The 19260-nt window shown below is 65.2% G+C and carries 20 protein-coding genes; 16 read left to right on the forward strand and 4 right to left on the reverse strand.

Annotation, left to right across the window (positions count from 1 at the left end):
• The first annotated feature begins 124 nt into the window (after positions 1 to 124).
• Complete coding sequence (locus ACE3OO_RS16415; protein ID WP_374304517.1) at positions 125 to 1198, forward strand: glycosyltransferase family 4 protein; 1074 nt, start codon at positions 125 to 127, stop codon at positions 1196 to 1198.
• 350 nt (positions 1199 to 1548) lie between these two features.
• The gene (locus ACE3OO_RS16420) at positions 1549 to 2421 is read left to right on the forward strand and encodes a hypothetical protein (RefSeq protein WP_374304518.1); all 873 of its coding nucleotides are present in this window, start codon (positions 1549 to 1551) and stop codon (positions 2419 to 2421) included.
• A 78-nt stretch (positions 2422 to 2499) separates the two neighbouring features.
• On the opposite strand, the gene ACE3OO_RS16425 is transcribed toward ACE3OO_RS16420, so the two are convergent.
• Entirely contained in the window at positions 2500 to 3069 is a 570-nt protein-coding gene (locus ACE3OO_RS16425; RefSeq protein WP_374304519.1) for a MarR family winged helix-turn-helix transcriptional regulator, read from the reverse strand.
• Positions 3070 to 3133: 64 nt separating this feature from the next.
• On the opposite strand from ACE3OO_RS16425, the gene ACE3OO_RS16430 reads away from it, so the two are divergent.
• Positions 3134 to 3565 (forward strand): cupin domain-containing protein, encoded by a 432-nt coding sequence (locus tag ACE3OO_RS16430; RefSeq protein WP_374304520.1) that lies wholly within the window; start codon positions 3134 to 3136, stop codon positions 3563 to 3565.
• 16 nt (positions 3566 to 3581) lie between these two features.
• On the opposite strand, the gene ACE3OO_RS16435 is transcribed toward ACE3OO_RS16430, so the two are convergent.
• Positions 3582 to 5303 (reverse strand): IlvD/Edd family dehydratase, encoded by a 1722-nt coding sequence (locus ACE3OO_RS16435; RefSeq protein ID WP_374304521.1) that lies wholly within the window; start codon positions 5301 to 5303, stop codon positions 3582 to 3584.
• A 173-nt stretch (positions 5304 to 5476) separates the two neighbouring features.
• Here ACE3OO_RS16435 and ACE3OO_RS16440 point away from each other — a divergent pair, with 173 nt between their 5' ends.
• A complete protein-coding gene (locus ACE3OO_RS16440; protein WP_374304522.1) occupies positions 5477 to 6415 on the forward strand; it encodes a 2-hydroxyacid dehydrogenase in 939 nt (312 codons plus the stop codon).
• A gap of 18 nt (positions 6416 to 6433) precedes the next feature.
• Here ACE3OO_RS16440 and ACE3OO_RS16445 read toward each other — a convergent pair whose 3' ends face one another.
• Positions 6434 to 7309: a transglycosylase SLT domain-containing protein gene (locus tag ACE3OO_RS16445; protein ID WP_374304523.1), complete on the reverse strand. Its 876-nt coding sequence runs from the start codon at positions 7307 to 7309 to the stop codon at positions 6434 to 6436.
• A 144-nt stretch (positions 7310 to 7453) separates the two neighbouring features.
• On the opposite strand from ACE3OO_RS16445, the gene ACE3OO_RS16450 reads away from it, so the two are divergent.
• The 7 genes from ACE3OO_RS16450 (at position 7454) to ACE3OO_RS16480 (ending at position 12875) form a co-directional block, all read left to right on the forward strand.
• Positions 7454 to 8581 (forward strand): hypothetical protein, encoded by a 1128-nt coding sequence (locus tag ACE3OO_RS16450; protein ID WP_374304524.1) that lies wholly within the window; start codon positions 7454 to 7456, stop codon positions 8579 to 8581.
• A 32-nt stretch (positions 8582 to 8613) separates the two neighbouring features.
• Complete coding sequence (locus tag ACE3OO_RS16455) at positions 8614 to 9027, forward strand: rhodanese-like domain-containing protein (RefSeq protein WP_374304525.1); 414 nt, start codon at positions 8614 to 8616, stop codon at positions 9025 to 9027.
• Positions 9024 to 10136, forward strand: coding sequence for a CaiB/BaiF CoA transferase family protein (locus ACE3OO_RS16460; protein ID WP_374304526.1), 1113 nt, complete (start codon positions 9024 to 9026; stop codon positions 10134 to 10136). The genes ACE3OO_RS16455 and ACE3OO_RS16460 overlap by 4 nt, the downstream gene beginning before the upstream one ends.
• Before the next feature lies 1 nt (position 10137).
• Complete coding sequence (locus tag ACE3OO_RS16465; protein ID WP_374304527.1) at positions 10138 to 10911, forward strand: glucose 1-dehydrogenase; 774 nt, start codon at positions 10138 to 10140, stop codon at positions 10909 to 10911.
• Between the two features lie 69 nt (positions 10912 to 10980).
• A complete protein-coding gene (locus ACE3OO_RS16470; protein WP_374304528.1) occupies positions 10981 to 11763 on the forward strand; it encodes an SDR family oxidoreductase in 783 nt (260 codons plus the stop codon).
• 81 nt (positions 11764 to 11844) lie between these two features.
• Positions 11845 to 12432, forward strand: coding sequence for a TetR/AcrR family transcriptional regulator (locus ACE3OO_RS16475; RefSeq protein WP_374304529.1), 588 nt, complete (start codon positions 11845 to 11847; stop codon positions 12430 to 12432).
• Entirely contained in the window at positions 12429 to 12875 is a 447-nt protein-coding gene (locus ACE3OO_RS16480; RefSeq protein ID WP_374304530.1) for a PaaI family thioesterase, read from the forward strand. The genes ACE3OO_RS16475 and ACE3OO_RS16480 overlap by 4 nt, the downstream gene beginning before the upstream one ends.
• Before the next feature lie 111 nt (positions 12876 to 12986).
• Here ACE3OO_RS16480 and ACE3OO_RS16485 read toward each other — a convergent pair whose 3' ends face one another.
• Complete coding sequence (locus ACE3OO_RS16485) at positions 12987 to 13454, reverse strand: carboxymuconolactone decarboxylase family protein (protein WP_374304531.1); 468 nt, start codon at positions 13452 to 13454, stop codon at positions 12987 to 12989.
• A 202-nt stretch (positions 13455 to 13656) separates the two neighbouring features.
• Between ACE3OO_RS16485 and ACE3OO_RS16490 the strand changes: the two genes are divergently transcribed.
• The 5 genes from ACE3OO_RS16490 to ACE3OO_RS16510 all read left to right on the forward strand — a co-directional run bounded on the left by ACE3OO_RS16490 (position 13657) and on the right by ACE3OO_RS16510 (position 19204).
• Positions 13657 to 15204 (forward strand): acyl-CoA carboxylase subunit beta, encoded by a 1548-nt coding sequence (locus ACE3OO_RS16490; RefSeq protein WP_374304532.1) that lies wholly within the window; start codon positions 13657 to 13659, stop codon positions 15202 to 15204.
• A complete protein-coding gene (locus ACE3OO_RS16495) occupies positions 15201 to 16487 on the forward strand; it encodes a GTP cyclohydrolase II (protein WP_374304533.1) in 1287 nt (428 codons plus the stop codon). Before ACE3OO_RS16490 ends, ACE3OO_RS16495 begins: the two co-directional genes overlap by 4 nt.
• A 22-nt stretch (positions 16488 to 16509) precedes the next feature.
• Positions 16510 to 17742, forward strand: a complete 1233-nt coding sequence (locus ACE3OO_RS16500) for a URC4/urg3 family protein (protein WP_374304534.1) — start codon at positions 16510 to 16512, stop codon at positions 17740 to 17742.
• Between the two features lie 43 nt (positions 17743 to 17785).
• Positions 17786 to 18424: a uracil phosphoribosyltransferase gene (gene upp, locus ACE3OO_RS16505; RefSeq protein WP_374304535.1), complete on the forward strand. Its 639-nt coding sequence runs from the start codon at positions 17786 to 17788 to the stop codon at positions 18422 to 18424.
• A gap of 126 nt (positions 18425 to 18550) precedes the next feature.
• Positions 18551 to 19204 (forward strand): FecR domain-containing protein, encoded by a 654-nt coding sequence (locus ACE3OO_RS16510; RefSeq protein ID WP_374304536.1) that lies wholly within the window; start codon positions 18551 to 18553, stop codon positions 19202 to 19204.
• Positions 19205 to 19260 lie beyond the last annotated feature (56 nt).

Below are 19260 nucleotides of genomic sequence, written 5' to 3' on the forward strand. Positions count from 1 at the left end.
ACGGCGCTGTCATGACTGTCTCCGACTTATCCCCAGGCTTTCATCGCCCTGTCATCGAATCGTGATCCTGTTGGGAATCGGTGAATCGCCGGCAGCCAGGCCGGATGAAAGGCGAGATCAATCCATGCGCATTCTGATCGTTTCCGATGCATGGCACCCGCAGGTGAACGGCGTGGTGCGGACCCTGACCAAGACCCGCGAGGTGCTGGAGCGCCGCGGCCATGTGGTGGAGGTGATCGGGCCGGAGCAGTTCCGCCGCGTGCCATGCCCCACTTACCCCGAGATCGAGCTTTCGATCCTGCCCTACCGCCGGCTGGTGAAGCTGATCGAGGCTTTCGCGCCGGATGCGATCCACATCGCCACCGAAGGGCCGCTGGGCATGGCGGCGCGCAAATACTGCAAGCGCAACGACCTGATCTTCACCACCGCCTATCACACCAAATTCCCCGAATACATCCACGAGCGCACGAAGCTGCCGCTGAAATGGAGCTATGCCTTCATGCGCTGGTTCCATGGCGGCTCGGCCGGCGTGATGGTGGCGACCGACAGCCTGGCGAAAAGCCTGTCGGACTGGGGTTTCGAGAACCTGAAGACCTGGTCGCGCGGCGTGGACATCGAGCGCTTCAAGCCGCGCCCGAAAGACATCCTCGACCTGCCGCGCCCGATTTATCTCTATGCCGGCCGCGTGGTGGTGGACAAGAACATCGAAGCCTTCCTGCAGCTCAAACTGGACGGCACCAAGCTGGTGGTGGGCATTGGCCCCGACCTGGAAGGCTATCGCGCCAAATACCCGGAAGCCGTGTTCGCCGGCTATCTGGAGAACGGCCACCTCGCCAGCTATTTCGCCGCCGCCGACGTGTTCGTCTTCCCCAGCCTGACCGACACCTTCGGCCTGGTGCTGCTCGAGGCTTTGGCCTCGGGCGTGCCGGTGGCGGCCTATCCGGTGACCGGGCCCATCGACATCGTGGGGCCGCATCCGGAGGTGGGCGCCCTGCACGAGGACCTGGCCGTGGCGATCCGGAACGCCCTGGGCAAATCGCCCGAAGCCTGCCGCGCGCTGGCTTTGCAGTATTCCTGGGATGCCTGCACCGACCAGTTCCTCAACAACCTCGTGCCGCTGGCCAAGGCGAAACCCGAACCGGCGACCCGGGCGGACGCTGGCAAGGCGTCTGGCAAGGCATCGGCGGCGGCGGAATAGCCGGCAAAGCACTGATAAGGCTGGGCTGCTGCGGGCGCGTCGACCGGCGCGGCCCAGAGAGAGCGGTGGTGCGTGCCGCCCGGAACGGTATCCGGGGCCGGCCAAAGCTCGCCAATAATCGACAATTATCGCCAATGATTGCCAATCATCGCCAATTCCGGCCAATCCGACGCCGGAAGCGGCAGCCTGTAGTCGGCCGGTTGGCGACCAGTTCGGGCCAGTTGATGGCCGGTTCGATCCGGTTGGATACCAGTTCGATCCTGTTCAGGGCCAGTTCGATCCCGTTCGCGCCAAGCCCTGAAAATGCAAAATGCCGGCTGGCGGGCCGGCAATGGACATACTGATTCACGATGGGCAAGAACGATGTACTTCTACATGGTACACTTGCATTGATTTTCAAGTATTCGATGAGTTGGAGCGCGAACATCGCTTTCGACATAGGCGATGACGTCGGAGGGGCGCAGATGAATGGAAATTTCATTCCCGATTTGCATGAACTGACGGGCGACGTCATTCGAAGCCGGTATCAGTTGTACGCCGATAATTTGCAACGTTGGTTCTCCCATTTAGAGAGCGACGCGCATGCATTGGCAATTATTTCTTCGCTTGAGCAGAACGTGGATTTTGCGTCTTGGTACTCAGAATGCACGGCGACGATGCGGGGAATGTTAGGTTCTGGAAAGCTTAAATGGCCATCTGATCTAAAAAAGCGACTGGGGTTGCATTTGCAGTTATTCCGTCAGTTTGCGAATGAAGTTTTATCGCCAGATGATTTCTGCTCGCATTTTTTGTATACCGACAACAATTATTCAGCGATGGTTTCCGAAATAAACAACCAGATATTTGATCCGTTTAGTCGAGATTTAATCAAATACCTTGCTAGATACGAGTCTGATAACTCCGACAACATACCTGCTTCGGATCGAGTGGTTCCTCTTGATCATAATAGCCGATCATATGTAAAGGTCAGTGAAGCGCTATCAAACGTTGAGAAGCTGATAAAAGAGTCAAACGAACTCTCAACGGAAGATAAAGACCTGCGTTCAACTGAAATAGCGGCGGGCAAAACGTTGCTAAGCGGTAATGCTGTGCGCATATCCGCTATCGTTCCCGTTTTGCTCAAAGGTCTTCAATGGCTGGCCAAGGTCTTTGTCGAACAGACAATCGGGGTGGCCGCTACCATTGCTATAACGGCATTGATTGCCTTGCTTGGATTCACTTGAGTGGTGAGAATATTTACGGCACCCGCCTCGTAATCCCCGGCACAGTATAATCGAAATCGCCGCCGCTATTCGCCTGGGTCACGCTGTCGAAATAGAGTTTTTCTTACCCCCGCCGGCGCGCGCCGGTTCGAGCCGGACAAGTTCCTCCGCCGACAACACCTCCAGCACGGCCATGAAATCGGCAAAGCGCTTCTCGCCGACCCGCCGTGCCAACTGGGCCTGACTGTCGCGCAATGATGCGAAGATCACCTCGACCACCTGCCAGCCACGCTTGGTGAGATGGATCAACCGGCGACCACCGGTATCGCCCTTTGCCACCCGGCGCTCCAGATAGCCCAGCACCTCCATCTGCTGGATCAGGTAATTCGTTGCCTGTCGCGTCATGCCCAGACGTCGCGCCAGATCGGCCGGCCGCATCGCATCGGGCAGCGGATAATGGAAGACCAGGAACATCGGTTCGGTGACATCGGTGAAGCCGGCGGCGGCGATGTCGTCCTTGATCTTCTGCCGCACGCGCTGCCACGAATAGCGCAGCCGCGCGCCGATGAAGGGTGGCGCGGCCCGATCATTGTCGTTGCCGGTGGCGCCCCGGGGGGCGGTGCGCGTGTCCCTGTCCGGAATGGGCCGGCCGGAGCGGCGGATCGTCATTGACATGCCTGTAAAGTGTTTTTACATTCGGATGTAAAGTTACTTTACACAAACGGGAGCCCAGATGGAAGCGGATCATGACAGCCTGGTGCGGATCGGCGCGCTCGAACTGCATTTCAAGGTCGACGAGAGCAACCCGCTCGCCGATGTCACGGTGTTCGAATTCGTCGTGCCACCCGAAGCCCGCGTGCCGGCGCCACACCATCATGTTGGCGTCGATGAATTCATCTACGGCCTGGCCGGCACCATGACCTCGACGGTCAACGGTGTGACGCATGAGATCAGGGCGGGCGAGTCGCTGTTCATCCCGCGCGGCAACACGCATCACCACGCCAACCGGCATGCCGAGACCGCGCGCGTGCTTTCGGTGCTGACACCGGGTTCGATCGGCAAACGCTATTTCGAGGAGATCGCCGAGGTGATGAATGCCGGCGGTAAGCCGGATATCGAGAAGGTAAAGGCGATCATGCTGCGGCACGGGCTGGTGCCCGCGTAAGGATGTGCAGCACGGTTCACGGCACCGTCTGCGTAATCTCCGGCACGGCGAAATCGAAATCGCAGCCGCTATCGGCCTGGGTCACGCTGTCGAAATAGAGTTTTTCATAGCCGCGCCGGCCGTCGCCCGAGGGCAGCGGCGGCAGGGCCGCGCGGCGCTTCTGTAATTCGGCATCACTCACCAGCAGGTCGATGCGGCGGCCGGTCGTGTCGAGCCGGATGTGGTCGCCGGTTTGCACCAAGGCCAACGGTCCGCCGGCCGCAGACTCCGGCGCGATATGCAGAACGATGGTGCCATAGGCCGTGCCGCTCATGCGCGCGTCCGAGATGCGCACCATGTCCTTCACGCCCTGTAACGCCAGTTTCTTGGGGATCGGGATATAGCCGGCCTCGGGCATGCCGGGCGCGCCCTTCGGCCCGGCATTGCGCAGCACCAGAATGTCGTCGGCCGTCACGTCGAGATCGGGCGAGTCGAGACGCGCTGCCAGGTCGGGCAGGCCGTCGAACACCACGGCGCGGCCTTCATGCTGCAAGAGGCTCTGCGTCGCTGCCGCCTGCTTGATGATGGCGCCATCGGGGGCGAGGTTGCCGCGCAGCACCGCCATCGCGCCATTGGCATAAACTGGATTCCCAAGCGGCCGGATCACGTCCTGCTGCCAGGAGGGCGGTGCGGCGTCGATAGTCTCGCCCAGCGTCTGGCCCGTCACGGTGAGGCAGGAGCGGTCGATCAGGCTGCCCAGCTCGCGCAAAATCGGCGTCAGGCCGCCGGCCTTGTAGAGGTCTTCCATGTAATGCTGGCCGGTGGGTTTCAGGTCGACCAGCACCGGCGTCTCGCGGCCGAGTTTATCGAAGCCTTCGAGGTCGATGCCGATGCCTAACCGCCCCGCCATGGCAGTCAGATGAATCAGCGCGTTCGTGCTGCCGCCCACGGCGAGCAGAACGCGCAGCGCGTTCCTGAACGCGGCCGGCGTCATGATCCTGTCGGGCGTCAGGCCCTCGGCCGCCATCGATACGGCGCGCGCGCCGGTCTGTTCGGCCAGGCGGCGGCGTTCGGCATGCACGGCCGGCACGGCCGCGCCGCCGGGCAGCATCATGCCCATGGCCTCCACGGTCAGCGCCATGGTGCTGGCCGTGCCCATCACGCCGCAGGTGCCGATGGTGGGCGCCAGTTCGGCATTCACCTCATTGATCTCGGCGTCCGTCATCTCGCCGGCGCGATAACGCGCCCAGAAGCGGCGGCAATCGGTGCAGGCGCCGAGTTTTTCGCCGCGCCAGCTTCCCGCCAGCATCGGGCCGGTGACCAGCATGATGGCCGGCACGTTGGCGCTGGCCGCGCCCATGAGCAAAGCTGGCACGGTCTTGTCGCAGCCGCCGAGCAGGATCACGGCATCCATCGGCTGGGCGCGGATCATCTCTTCCGCGTCCATCGCCATCAGGTTGCGCAGATACATGCTGGTGGGATTGGCGAAACTTTCCTGGATCGAGATCACGGGGAAGGGCACGGGGATGCCGCCGGCCAGCATCACGCCGCGCGAGGCGGCCTCGATCAGGTCGGGCACGTTGCGGTGGCAGGCATTGTAGCCCGAGGCCGTGTCGACGATGCCGATGATCGGGCGCGACAGCGCCTCGTCGGTATAACCCAGCGCCTTGATGAAGGCCTTGCGCAGGAAAACGGAAAAGCCGGCATCGCCGTAATTGGCGAGGTTGCGCTGCATGCCTTTAGGTGCGGGCTTCGACATCGGGGACTCCTGTGGGACGGGCAGGATCGGAACAACCGTTGCTGCCTGTCAATCTTTTGAGGGCCGATTGGTCCGTTTGGTTCGTCCCGCCTGTGGCTTGCGGGAAACCCAAACCTGCCGCTAGGTTTGCAACTCATATATCAGTTCCATACATCAGTTGCCGGGAGGAGACCATGGCCGTCGAGATCGTGCAGACCACCGCGATGCCGCCGGCGATCCAGCAGGTGCTGGACCGCGAATTCCACGTGCACCGCCTGTGGGAGGCGAGCGATCGCAATGCGCTGCTGAAACAGGTGGCCCCCAACGTGCGCGGCATGGTCACCTCGGGCGGCGTGGGCGCCAACCGCGCGCTGATCGAGGCTTTGCCCAGGCTGGAGATGATTTCCAGCTTCGGCGTGGGGTATGACTCCATCGATATCGATTGCGCGAAAGAGCGCGGCGTGACGGTGACCAACACGCCCGACGTGCTGACCGACGACGTGGCCGACACCGCCATGGCCCTGCTGCTGGCGATGATGCGCCGCATTCCGCAGGGCGACCAGTTCGTGCGCCAGGGGCAATGGCCGAAGGCGAAATTCCCGCTCACCGACAAGCTGGGCGGCAAGAAGATGGGCGTGCTGGGACTGGGCCGCATCGGCCAGGCGATCGCGCGCCGCGCCGAGCCCTTCAATGTCGAGATCAGTTATTTCGGTCCGCGCAGGAAGGCCGACATTCCCTGGCGCTATTACGACAACCTGGTGGCGATGGCGAAAGACGTCGACATCCTGATGATCGCCTGCCCGGGCGGCAAGGAGACCGAGGGCCTGGTGAATCAGGCGGTGATCGACGCGCTGGGGCCGAAGGGCTATGTGGTCAACATCGCGCGCGGCTCGGTGGTGGTAGAGCCGGCGCTGGTGACGGCGCTGGTGGAGGGCAAGCTGGCCGGAGCGGGGCTGGACGTGTTCGCCGACGAGCCGAATGTGCCCGAGGCCTTGTGGAAACTCGACAGCGTGACGCTGGCGCCGCATGTGGGGTCGGCCACCCATGCCACGCGGCAGGCGATGGGCGATCTGGTGCTGAAGAATATCCTGGCGTTCTTCGCCGGCCAGCCGGTGCTGACCAAAGTGGTGTAAGCCGGGGTGGTGTGAGGCTTACCAGCTGCTGTCGGTGTCGCCGCTGCGGCCGAAGGCGTTGGTGCGGCTGAGCATCATCTTGTGCAGCATTTCCATCGCCATCATCTTCACGCTGGCATCGGTGAGGCGGCGCTGCTCGTCGAGCTGGCTCTGCAGGGATGACTGGCCGCCGTTGCTGCGCGCGATGGTGGCGGCATCGTCCAGCGGCACGGCCTCCAGGCCGGTGGCCTTGCTGTCCAGCTTGGTCTTGAAGAAGGCGTAGATCTCGCCCAGCGAGCGCGCCTTGCCCTCGGCGGTATAGAACACGCCCTGATTGGCGGCGGCGGCCTCGGGCAGCAGGCTGGCGGCATTCTGCGCCGGATTGTCCTTCAGGCCGGCGAGGAATTTGGTGGCGCCATTGGCGCCGAGGAAATGGCCGAGATAGAGATCGACCTTCTGCGTATCCACGCCGAATTCACGCGACAGGATCTGCTGGTTGCTGCGGGCATATTCGGCCGCCATCGCGGCGGCGACGCGCGGATCGTCGCGCAGGGCCAGGATGGATTTGCGGGTATCGGCATCGGCCACGCGCGGGCGGCCGTCGCTGCCGGTGGAAATCTGGCCGGCCTGTTCGGTCAGGCCGTATTTGGCGCCGTGGTCGCGCACCAGTTCCAGCCAGGTGCTTTCGATGAACTGGAACAGGCCGCGGGCCGAGCTGGTCTTCGCCTGGGCATCGGCGCGAAAGCCGCTTTCCTGTCCGGCCTGCGCGACCAGATAGGCAAAATCGACGCCCGTGCGGCTGCTGGCCTGCTTCAGCGTGCTGAGCAGCTCGTAGCTCACCTGATGGCCGCCGACGCGGTAGCTGTCGGCGCGGGCTGAGTTGAGGGCGGCGGAGAAGGGCGGCAGCGGGGCCATGATTCCGGAAAGCCTGTTTTGATCGCTTCCTGCTTATAAGATGTGGGGCAAAGATTCCGTTAACATCTGGGTAACGGATATTCTATTGTTGTGTCAGTACGTTAGGCGTGGATCAGATCCGGCGGCAGGCGGGGACGGCAGGTGGTGGATCGTTTCGCCCAGATTTGGGCCCAGGTTTTGGCAGGCGTCGACTGGCCGGCGCATGGCCCATGGCTGGCCATGCTGCTGATCCTGGTCAGCGGCATCGGCCTGCCGGCCGGGCTCTATGCGCTGTTCGACCGCTGGGCCGCCCGTCGCCTCGCCATCGATACCGTGGCGCTGGCCACGCGCTATGGCGGCTTCATGAATTCCTGGGCGGTGTTCGGCCGCCATGCCAGCGAATACCGCGACCTGCATCCGCTGTTCCCCGAGGCGCTGGCCGCCGAACTGGCGCGTTTCCATGATGGCACGGCCTGCATCGCGGCGCGCTTCCGCTCGGCGCGCGCGGCCGAGCAGGCCGCCGACCTGCGCTTCGCCAATTTTGCCTCCGCCGGCGTCGAATATGCCGATGCGGGCATCTCGTTCCAGACCGGCGGCGCCAAGACCGCGTCCGGCGGATATGCGCGCGGCCAGTGGCTGCTGATCGGCGACACGCTGTTCGCTTTCTATGGCCCGCACAGCGAAGCCCTGACCCAGCGCCGCCGCGCCACGCCGGCCCTGCGCGCGCGGCGTTTTCCCGGGCCGCTGCGCCTGCTGCACAGCCGCATCGGGCAGGGCGTCGTTGCCCTGCTCTGGGTGGCGCTGCATCTGGCGGTGGCGAGCCTGTGCCTGGAGCGGGCCGCTTTCCGCAGCGGCAATGCGGTGCCGGTGGAACTGGCCGAGCTGCGCGAGCGGCTGGAGGACCTGAACTCGGCCGGCCTGCGCATCGAGGCGCAGTATGATCCGCGCAGCGGCCGCCTGCTGCTGGCCGGCCATGCCGCCGATCTGCGCCGGCAGGACCTCGATCGACTGGCCGGCCGCGACTGGATCACCGGGCTCGATCTCGCCTTCGATTCCGAACGCAGCGTCGTCAATGTCTTGCTGGTGATCGGGCGGCCCGATGCCGCGCGCGAACTGGGCCAGGCGCCAGCCGCGCCGGAGCGCTGGCGCGGCAACACGCTGCTGATCGAAGACAACGATGCGCTGATGGCCGCCGTGCAGAACACCGTGATCGAGTCAGGCTGGGCCTGGCAGCCGCGCCTGTGGCATCAGCATCTCAGCCTGGGGTGGGCATGGTCTGATCTTGGCGGCTGACCTATAGTCGGCGCATCGAATACGGAGGAAACATGATGCGCAAAGGCTACCAGGCCCTGGTGGCGGAAGCGATGGCGGAGATCGTCACGCTCACGCCGCAGCAGGCCGCCGCGAAACTCAGCGATCCGAACGTGGTGTTTGTCGATATCCGCGATCCGCGCGAGCTGGAGCGCGATGGCCTGATCCCCAACGCGCTGCATGCCACCCGCGGCATGCTGGAATTCTGGATCGATCCGGAGAGCCCGTATCACCGCAAGACCTTCGCCGAGGACAAGGAATTCATCTTCTACTGCGCCGGCGGCCTGCGCTCGGCCCTGGCCACCAAGACGGCGAAGGATATGGGGCTGGAGAAGCTCGCCCATATCGAGGGCGGCTTCGGCGAGTGGAAGAAGCAGGGCCTGCCGGTGATTGCATGGCAGCCGAAGAGCCACGGAGACAAGAAATGAGTGGTCCGCTCTCCGGTTTGAAGGTGATCGAGATGCCGGCGATCGGCCCGGTGCCGTTCTGTGGCATGCTGCTGGCCGATCTGGGCGCCGACGTGCTGCGCATCGACCGCACCGGCGATGTCGATCTCGGTTTGCCCATCGAACCGAAATACGAACTGCTCGGGCGCGGCAAACGCTCGCTGGCGCTCGACCTGAAGGATGCCAAGGCCATCGGACTGACGCTCGATCTGATGGCGAAGGCCGATGTGGTGCTGGAAGGATTCCGTCCCGGCGTGATGGAACGCCTGGGCCTGGGTCCCGACGTGGCGCTGCAGCGCAATCCGAAACTGGTCTATGGCCGCATGACCGGCTGGGGCCAGGAGGGCCCGATGGCGCCGGCCGCCGGCCACGACATCAACTACATCGCGCTGACCGGCGCGCTGCATGCGATTGGAAACGTCGGCCAGCCGGTGCCGCCGCTCAATCTGGTGGGCGATTTCGGCGGCGGTTCGCTGTATCTCGCCATGGGCGTGCTGGCGGCCTTGTATGAGCGCCAGCAATCCGGCCGGGGCCAGGTGGTGGATGCCGCCATGGTGGACGGCGCGGCGTCGCTGATGACCATGTTCTATGGCATGAAGGCGGCCGGCCTGTGGAGCGACAATCGCGGCACCAACATGCTGGATGGCGGCGCGCCGTGGTACGGCACCTTCGAGTGCAAGGATGGTCGCTTCGTCGCCATCGGCTCCATCGAGGGCAAGTTCTATGCCGAGCTGATCCAGAAGCTCGGCCTCGATCCGGCCATCCTGCCCAAGCAGCATGACCGCAAGCGCTGGCCCTCGCTGCAGGCGGCCATCGCCGCCACCTTCCGCACGAAAACGCGCGACGAATGGTGCGCCATCATGGAAGGCAGCGATATCTGCTTCGCCCCGGTGCTGAGCCTGGAGGAAGCGCCGAAGCACGCGCATATGGCGGCGCGGCAGAGTTTCGTGGCGCCTGACGGCGTGACGCAGCCGGCGCCGGCGCCACGATTCTCGCGCACGCCGGGCACGATCCGCAACGCGCCGCCCAAACGCGGCGAGGGCGGCGAGGCGGCCCTGCGCGACTGGGGCCTTGCTGCGAAGGACGCCTGACATGCCACGCCTGGACAGCAAGGTGGCGCTGATCACCGGCGCGGCATCGGGCTTCGGCCGTGCCGCCGCCGCGCTGTTCGTGACCGAGGGCGCGCAGGTGATCCTCACCGACCGCAGCGACGGCGCGGCTGCTGCCGCGGCGCTGGGGCCCAGGGCCCGTTTCCTGCCGCTGGACGTGACCAGGGAAGAGCAGTGGCAGTCCGTGGTCGCCGATGTGGCGGCACGGGAAGGCCGGCTGGACGTGCTGGTAAACAATGCCGGCATCGGCCTGCATCGCAACGTCACCGAGATGACGCTGGAGGAATGGCGGCTGGTGCAGGCGGTGAATTCCGACGGCGTCTTCCTCGGCTGCAAGCATGCCATTCCGCTCATGCGCCAGTCCGCATCCGATAAACCGGGCGGCGGCGGCTCCATCGTCAACGTGGCATCCGTGGCCGGCAAGGTCGGCGCGCCGCAGATGGCCGCCTATTGCGCCTCGAAAGGCGCGGTCACGCTGTTCACCAAGGCGCTGGCGATGGAGGCGGCTTACGGCCGCTGGAACATCCGCGTCAATTCGGTGCATCCGGCCTATGTCGAGACCGCGCTGGTGCAGGGCCACATCAATGGCTCGCGCGAACCGGAAAAGACCCGCCGCTTCCTCGAAAGCCTGCATCCCATCGGGCATATGGGCGCGGTGGAGGATGTGGCGCAGGCCATCCTCTATCTGGCCAGCGATGAATCCAAATTCACCACCGGTTCCGAGCTGCTGGTCGATGGCGGCCTGACGGCCCAGTAGTTGCCGCACTGGTACGGTAACGCTATCTGTTGAGCGGTTTAATTCGCCCGATCATCAGGAGAACGAGTCATGGATTTCGGCATCAGGGGCCGCAACGCGCTGGTCTGCGCCGCCAGCAAGGGGCTGGGGCTGGGTTGCGCGGTGGCGCTGGCGAAGGAAGGCGTGAATGTCACCATCACGGCGCGCGGCGCCGAGGTGCTGGAACAGGCGGCGGCGAAGATCCGCGCCGAGGCGCCGGGCGTGACGGTGAAGACCGTGGCCGGCGACATCACCACCGAGGCCGGCCGCCAGCAGGCGCTCGACGCCGCAGGCCAGATCGACATCCTGGTCAACAATGCCGGCGGCCCGCCGCCGGGCAATTTCCGCGACTGGGGCCGCGAGGACTGGATCAAGGCGGTGGACGCCAACATGATCACGCCGATCCTGCTGATCAAGGCGGTGGTGGATGGCATGGCGGCGCGCAAGTTCGGCCGCATCGTCAACATCACCTCCAGCGCGGTGAAGGCGCCGATCCCGATCCTGGGGCTTTCGAATGGCGCGCGCTCGGGCCTGCATGGCTTCGTCGCCGGCGCGTCGCGCCAGGTGACCAAGGACGGCGTCACCATCAACAACCTGCTGCCCGGCCGTTTCCTGACCGACCGACTGAAACAGACCATCGGCGCGCAGACCGGCAAGGCCGGCGCGGAACTGGAAGCCGAATTCGAGAAACAGGCCGCCAGCATCCCGGCCGGCCGGTTCGGCACGGCCGAGGAATTCGGCCAGGTCTGCGCTTTCCTCTGCTCGGTGCAGGCGGCCTACATGACCGGCCAGAACGTGCTGCTGGATGGCGGCAATTATCCAGGCAGTTTCTGAATTGAGGACAACGGAGAAGGGGCCGCCGGGCCCCTTTTTCTTTGGCCTTGTCATAATTAGACCAGTCTATATAATTCGGGCATGGCCAGATCAGCCGCCGCCAAATCGCCCCGCAGCTCCGCCCGCGAGCGCTTCGTCGCCATGACGGCGAAGCTGATGTCGCGGCGCGGCTATGCCGGCACCGGCCTGAACGAGATCGTCGAGAAGAGCGGCGCACCGAAAGGCTCGCTCTATCACTATTTCCCGGCAGGCAAGGAGCAGCTGGCCGCTGCCGCCGTAGCCTGGGCGTCGGCGCGTTTCATGGCCACGCTGCGGGATGAACTGGCCGGCAGCGCCACCGTGGCCGAAGCCATGGGCAACCTGGCCGAGACCATCGCCGGCTGGCTGGAGGCATCGAAATTCCGCGACGGCTCGCCGCTCACCATCGTCGCCGTCGAGACCGGACCATTCATCGAACCGCTGCGCCTGGCCTGCGACGCCGGCTATCGCGACTGGGCGGATGCGATTGCCGATGCCCTACGCGCCGAGGGTCGCAAGCCGGCCGAGGCCGCTGATCTGGCGCTGCTGGCCGTCACATCGCTGGAAGGCGCCGTGATCCTGGCGCGGACGCAGCATTCCGCCGAACCGCTGCGGCAGATCGGCCGCCTGCTGAAAAGGAGCCTGAAATGACCGGAGCCGCGACGAGCCATCCCGCGACGGCCAATCCCAATCCCGAACTGACCCGCGCCCATCTGGAGCAGGCGATCAGGATCAGCCCCTTCACCAACTGGGTCGGCACCAGGCTGGTGGATTTCGCGCCGGGCGAAGTGAAGATCGCCATCGATGTGCGGCCCGACATGACGCAGCATCATGGTTTCGCCCATGGCGCCATCGTCGGCTACATGGCCGATACGGTCTGCGCCTGGGCGGCAGCCTCGGTGGTGGGCGATGTGGTGACGTCGGAATACAAGCTCAACCTGCTGGCGCCGGCGGTGGGCGACAGCCTCACTGCTACCGGTACGGTCGTGAAGGCCGGCAAGCGCCAGGTGGTGACGCGCGCCGATGTCTTTGCCGTGAAGGACGGGCAGGCGCGGATCGTCGCCACGGCACTGGCGACGATCGCGCGGGTCTGAAACATACAATGCGTCATCCTCGGGCTTGACCCGAGGATCTCTTGCAAGGCGGAGGAAGATGCCCGGGTCAGGCCCGGGCATGACGCGTTGTATTCACGGTAACGGGTCTGATCACGCCACCGCCTTGTCCTTGGCATCCACCGGATGCGAGGCGCGGAAGCCGACCTGCAGGCGGTTCCACACGTTGATCGCGCCAATCAGCAGGGTGAGCTGCACCTGTTCGGCTTCCGAGAACTGCGCCTTGACCAGCTCGTAATCGGCATCCGGCGCGCCGGTCTGCGGCAGCAGGGTGAGCGCCTCGGTCCAGGCCAGGGCGGCCCGTTCGCGGTCGCTGTAGAGCGGGCTTTCGCGCCAGGCATTCAGCATGTAAAGCCGCATCTCGCTGTCGCCATGCTTGCGGGCGTCGGTGGTGTGCATGTGGATGCAGAAGGCGCAGCCATTGATCTGCGAGGCGCGCAGCTTCACCAGATGACGCAGGCTTTCTTCCAGGCCGCTTTTCTCGAAACTGGCTTCCAGGGCCATCATGGCCTTGATGCCGTCGGGGGCGGATTTGTGCGGGTTCTTCAGTCGGGGGATCATCGCTTTTCTCCGGCGCGCACCATGCGCGTTCAGGACAAAGACGGGGCAGGGGCGGCCGGTGTGACAGCCGGCCAGGGCAAATCGCGTCCTTCCGCCCCGTTAAGCTTTGGGGACAGGCTGCTCCGGGGCCATTCCGGCCATTGTGCCGGCCTGCGGGCGGCGTTAGACTCCATCGCTTTCCAGTGCCAAGAGGCCAAAAAACATGAGCTGGGAAGCCGAGATCGCCGAGTTGCGGCGGCGTGAAGACCTGGCCCGCCGGATGGGCGGGCCCGACAAGATCAAGCGCCAGCATGACGGCGGCAAGCTGACGGTGCGCGAACGCATCGAGCGCCTGCTCGATCCGGGCTCCTTCCATGAAATCGGTGCCATTGCCGGCCGGGCCGTCTACGACGCCCAGGGCCAGTTGCAGGATTTCTCGCCCACCAACTTCGTGTTCGGGCGCGGCAAGGTCGAAGCGCGGCCCGTGGTGGTGGGCGGCGACGATTTCACCGTGCGCGGCGGCGCGGCCGATGCCGCCATCTGGCAGAAGCAGGTGATGGCCGAACAGATGGCGCATGAACTGCGCATCCCGATGATCCGCCTGGTGGACGGCACCGGCGGCGGCGGCTCGGTCAAGTCGCTGGAGATGGAAGGCCGCACCTACGTTCCGCTGCTGCCTGGCTGGGAACATGCGGTGACGAACCTGAGTACCGTGCCAGTGGTGGCGCTGGCGTTGGGCTCGGTGGCGGGCCTGGGGGCTGCGCGCACGGTCACCAGCCATTTCTCGGTGATGGTGGAAGGCATCTCGCAGATGTTCATCGCCGGGCCCCCAGTTGTGGCGCGCACCGGCGTGGAGATGACCAAGGAGGAACTGGGCGGCAGCGACATCCATGCGCGCGCCGGCGCCATCGATCTGGCGGTGGCCAGCGAGGAGGAGGCTTTCGCCGCGGCGAAGCGTTTCCTGTCGTATCTGCCGCAATCGGTTTACGACCTGCCGCCGCGTGTCGCGCCGCAGGACGATCCGCAGCGCCGGGTCGAGAAACTGCTCTCCGTCATCCCGCGCGACCGCCGCCGCGTCTACAAGACGCGCGAGATTCTGGATGCGGTGCTGGACGAAGGCAGCTTCTTCGAGATGGGACGGCTGTATGGCCGTTCGGTGATCACCGGCCTGGCGCGGCTGGATGGCTGGCCGGTCGCCATCCTCGCCAGCGATCCGTATCATTATGGCGGCGGCTGGACGGCCGATGCCTCACACAAGATCACGCGGTTCGTCGATCTGGCCGAAACCTTCCATCTGCCGGTGGTGCATTTCGTCGACATCCCCGGTTTCCTGATCGGTCCCGAAGCCGAGCAGAGCGGCACCATCCGCCATGGCGCGCGTGCCCTGACGGCGGTGTATCAGGCCAGCGTGCCCTGGTGTTCGATTATCCTGCGCAAGGCTTTCGGCGTTGCCGGCGCGGCCCATTCCAATCACACCCGGCTGCGCTACCGTTATGCCTGGCCGTCGGGCGACTGGGGCAGCCTGCCGCTGGAAGGCGGCATCGAAGCGGCCTATCGCGCCGATCTGGAGAAGGCCGCGGATCCTGCCGCGTTGCTGAAGGATATCGAGGAACGGCTGAACCGCGTGCGCTCGCCGTTCCGCACGGCAGAGGCCTTCCTGGTGGAAGAAATCATCGATCCGCGCGACACACGGCCGCTGCTGTGCGAATTCGCCAACCTTGCCGCGCCATTGCGTAAAACAGGTCCCTCTAGCTTTGGGTACAGACCATGAGTACGACCGATATCCCCAATATCCCGAACGAAAAGAAATCGGCGCCGAAATCCATCGTGCTGACCTCGCACCCGAGCAGCACGGCGGGTTCCAAGCCCCTGCCGGTCGAATGGGGCGCCGCCGATCCGCAACAGCGCGGTCCGGTGGTTGCCACGCTGAAGAATCCCGGCGGCAAGAATGCCATCGGCACGCATTCGGGCGCCTATTCGCTGTATCGCGCCTTGGCGATTGCGGCGGGCCAGCTCAAGGCCGAGCACAAGCCGGACCTGACCAACACTGCGCCGGCCGAACCGATCGGTCCGTTTCCGCAATGGGCCGACCCGGAGAAGATCGTCTCGCTCGATCCCTGGGGGCATATGACCACCGAGGTCTTCTCCCGCGAGATCGCCGCCGGCTGGGATATCCGCCCGACCATTGCGGTGACCAAGGCGCATATCAACATGCCGGAGCTGCAGCAGGCGATCCAGGCCGGCCGCCTGAAGCCGGACGGCGATATCCTGGCCGCCAACGGCGATGTGAAAGTCACCAAGATGGCGGTCGAGCCGGTCTGGTGGCTGCCCGGCGTGGCGAAGCGGTTCGGCATCAGCGAGACCGAGTTGCGCCGCGGCCTGTTCGAACAGACCGGCGGCATGTTCCCCGAACTGGTGACGCGACCCGACCTGAAGGTGTTCCTGCCGCCGATCGGCGGCATGACCGTCTACCTGTTCGGCGAAGTATCGAAGCTGGGCAAGACGCAGACCAAGATCGCCTGCCGCATTCATGATGAATGCAACGGCTCGGACGTGTTCGGTTCGGATATCTGCACCTGCCGGCCGTATCTGGCGCATGGCATCGAGGTCTGCATCGAGACGGCGCAGCAGGGCGGGGTGGGCGTGATCGTCTATAACCGCAAGGAAGGCCGCGCCCTGGGCGAGGTGACGAAGTTCCTCGTCTACAACGCGCGCAAACGCCAGGAAATGGGCGACCGTGCCGAGACCTATTTCCAGCGCACCGAATGCGTCGCCGGCGTGCAGGACATGCGGTTCCAGGAACTGATGCCGGATATCCTGCACTGGCTGGGCATCAGCCGGATCGACCGGCTGGTCTCGATGAGCAACATGAAATACGAACCCATCGTCGCCAGCGGCATCCAGGTGGTCGAGCGCGTGCCGATCCCCGACGAGTTGATCCCGGCCGATGCCAAGGTTGAAATGGATGCCAAGAAGGCAGCCGGCTATTTCACCGACAAGGTGCCGGATGAAGATGAATTGAAAAAGGCCAAGGGTCGTGGTCTTGAAGAATAATGGGTCTTGAGGAGTAAGTCGCGTGGGTAACCTGAACGATCCGGCCCAGGCCGTTGCCTGGCTGCGTACGCCGCAGGCGGTGCGCGCACGCTGCAACCAGCTGTTCCTGCTGGCCGAGCGCGATGCACTGCCGAATTTCAACCTGCATCTCGATGCCATGCCGGCAACCGCCCAGTATGTGGCGCAGGTGATCCGCGAGAATTATCCGACCCTGCAGATTCCCTATCACGCGCGCTGGCGCCATTTCGCAGCCAACGGTGTCGACCGCTGGGGCCAGCTTGCCGCCACGCTGAAGGGCGTGGATGCCGACGAGATCGCCCGCATCCGCTTCGACCTGTGCGTGGTGAGCGTGCTGCTGGATGCCGGCGCCGGGGCAAAGTGGGCCTTCACGGAAGAAGGGCGCAAGATCGCCCGTTCCGAAGGCCTGGCCGTGGCCAGCCTGCACGCCTTCAGGGCCGGGCTGTTCTCAGGCGACAAGGCTCAGCCCCTGCGCGCCGATGCGGCCGGACTGATGCCGCTGGCGCCGAACGCCATCGCCCATGCCTTCCAGGCCGACGATGCCAATCCGCTGCTGGGGCTGGATGGCCGCGCGGCGCTGATGCGCAACCTGGGCGCGGCCCTGAAGGCCCGGCCCGACCTGTTCGGACCGCAGGCCCGCATCGGTGGCCTGTATGATTATCTCAAGACGCAGGCCAAGGGCGGCAAGCTGCCGGCCAGCACCATCCTGGCGGCGGTGCTGGAAGGACTGGGTCCGATCTGGCCGTCGCGCATGACGCTGGATGGCGTCAATCTGGGCGATGTGTGGCGCCACCGCGGCATCGTCAGCGGCGACCTCACCTCCGGGCTGGTGCCGTTCCACAAGCTGTCGCAATGGCTCAGCTACTCGCTGGTGGAAATCTTCGAGGATGCCGGCATCGCGGTGACCGGCCTGGACGAGCTGACCGGCCTGCCGGAATACCGCAACGGCGGCCTGTTCATCGACATGGGCGTGCTGAGCGTGCGGCACGAGGCGCTGCTGAAATACCCGATCCCGGTCGAGGACGAGGCGGTGGTGGAATGGCGCGCGCTGACCGTGGCCCTGCTGGACCGCATTGCCGATCCGGTGCGTGCCATCCTGGGCAAGACCGCGGCCGAGATGCCGCTGGCCCGCATCCTGGAGGGCGGCACCTGGGCGGCCGGCCGCAGGATCGCCAAAGAGAAGCGCGTCGATGGCGGCCCGCCGCTCACCATTGCCAGCGACGGCACGGTTTTCTGATTTCCGACACGATTTCCTGATTCCGATTGGGGGAAGACACACAATGAACGCCTTTCCGAATGCCACCGTGGTCGGCCATCCGCTGGTGCAGCACAAGCTCACCCTGCTGCGCCGCAAGGAGGTCTCGACCGCCGAATTCCGCCGGCTGGTGCGCGAGCTGAGCCTGCTGCTCTGCTACGAGGTCACCCGCGACCTGCCGCTGGAGAAGGTTTCCATCGAGACACCGCTGGAGCAGATGCAGGCACCGATCCTAGCCGGCAAGAAGCTGTGCTTCGTGTCGATCCTGCGCGCGGGCAACGGCATCCTGGACGGCATGCTCGACCTGGTGCCCTCGGCCCGCGTCGGCCATGTCGGGCTTTACCGCGACCCGCAGACGCTGGTGCCGGTGGAGTATTACCTCAAATTGCCCGAAGACGTGCGGGAGCGCCTGGTGATCGTGGTCGACCCCATGCTGGCGACCGGCCACTCGGCGGCGGCGGCGGTCAGCCGCCTGAAGGAGGCCGGCGCCACGCAGATCAAGTTTGTCTGCCTGCTGACGGTTCCCGAGGGGCTGCGCGTCATGCGGGACGAGCATCCCGACGTGATGGTCTATACCTGCGCCATCGACCGCCAGCTCGACGACCATGGCTACATCCGGCCTGGTCTGGGCGATGCCGGCGACCGTATCTACGGCACCAAATAGCCCGAAGGCCTGTCGCCGCGCGCAGCTTCGTAGCTGCCGTCACAGTTTCCGGGCTGGCATCCCGCTGCGGGGATACCAGATGGGTTGCAGACTATCTGCAACCCGTCACAACCCCGGAGCCGTGTCATGGCTGTCGTCTTCCGTCGCGCCCTCCGCGTCACATTCACCCTGGCTGCCGCCGCTGCGGCAGGTCTGGCTGCCAGCAGTTGGGCCGCCGATAGCCGTGCGGCGTCGGAGCGGATCGAGCTGGCGGCCGAGCTTCCGGCCGTGCCGGTGGCTGCCGTTGGCTCGGTCGCCAAGGTGGTGGGCCAGGAAAGTCGCCGCGGCCAGCCGGTCACCCTGGGCAGCCGTATCGTCAGTGGCCCAGGCTCGGGGATCAAGTTCGCCCTCAACGACCAGAGCGTGGTGATCATCGGTCCCAACAGCGCCATCAGCGTCGAGGAATTCGCCGCCGACCGGGTCGTGCTGCGGCTCGAGCGCGGCAGCTTCCACCTCGATTCGGCCAATCCGGGCAGCGTCTATGTGGTGTTCCCGACCGGCAGCGTGACGGTGAAAAGCGCCGTCGTGGCCGGCCGGCTGGGGCCCGACAGCGCCGAAATCGCCCTGCTGAGCGCCGGTCGCGCCGAGGTGAGCGGCTTCGGCGGCCAGAGCGTGCGGCTGGAAAAGATCGGCGATGCCACCCGCATCCTCGGGCTGGGCGCGCCGAGCCAGCCGGCCCAGCTTTCACCGCAGCATCTGCAGGACATGATCGGCCTGACCAGCCAGATCGCCGCTCGCTGACTCGCCTGCGCGCGGGAGAGACTCGTCGCGGCGACGCCCCGCTGAAGAGCGCGGCG

Source organism: Ferrovibrio sp., from assembly GCF_041906005.1.
Classification (GTDB): Bacteria; Pseudomonadota; Alphaproteobacteria; order Ferrovibrionales; family Ferrovibrionaceae; genus Ferrovibrio.